General features: G+C 55.7%; 1 rRNA gene. It reads left to right on the plus strand.

What is annotated here, in order from left to right:
• Window positions 1-221: ribosomal RNA gene (locus tag ULO1_RS14100) — 23S ribosomal RNA — on the plus strand; the annotation flags it as partial.

Consider the following 221-nt stretch of genomic DNA (forward strand, 5'->3'; position numbering starts at 1 on the left):
ACAGGTAGGTGAGGAGAGAATCCTAAGGCGAGCGAGAGAACCCTCGTTAAGGAACTCGGCAAAATGACTCCGTAACTTCGGGAGAAGGAGTGCCGCTGGGTGTGAAGGGCTAAGCGTCTGGAGCATTTAGCGGTCGCAGAGAAGAGGCCCAAGCGACTGTTTACCAAAAACACAGGTCCCTGCCAAAGCGAAAGCTGACGTATAGGGGCTGACGCCTGCCC

The organism is Carboxydocella sp. ULO1, from assembly GCF_002049255.1.
In the GTDB taxonomy this organism is placed as follows: Bacteria; Bacillota.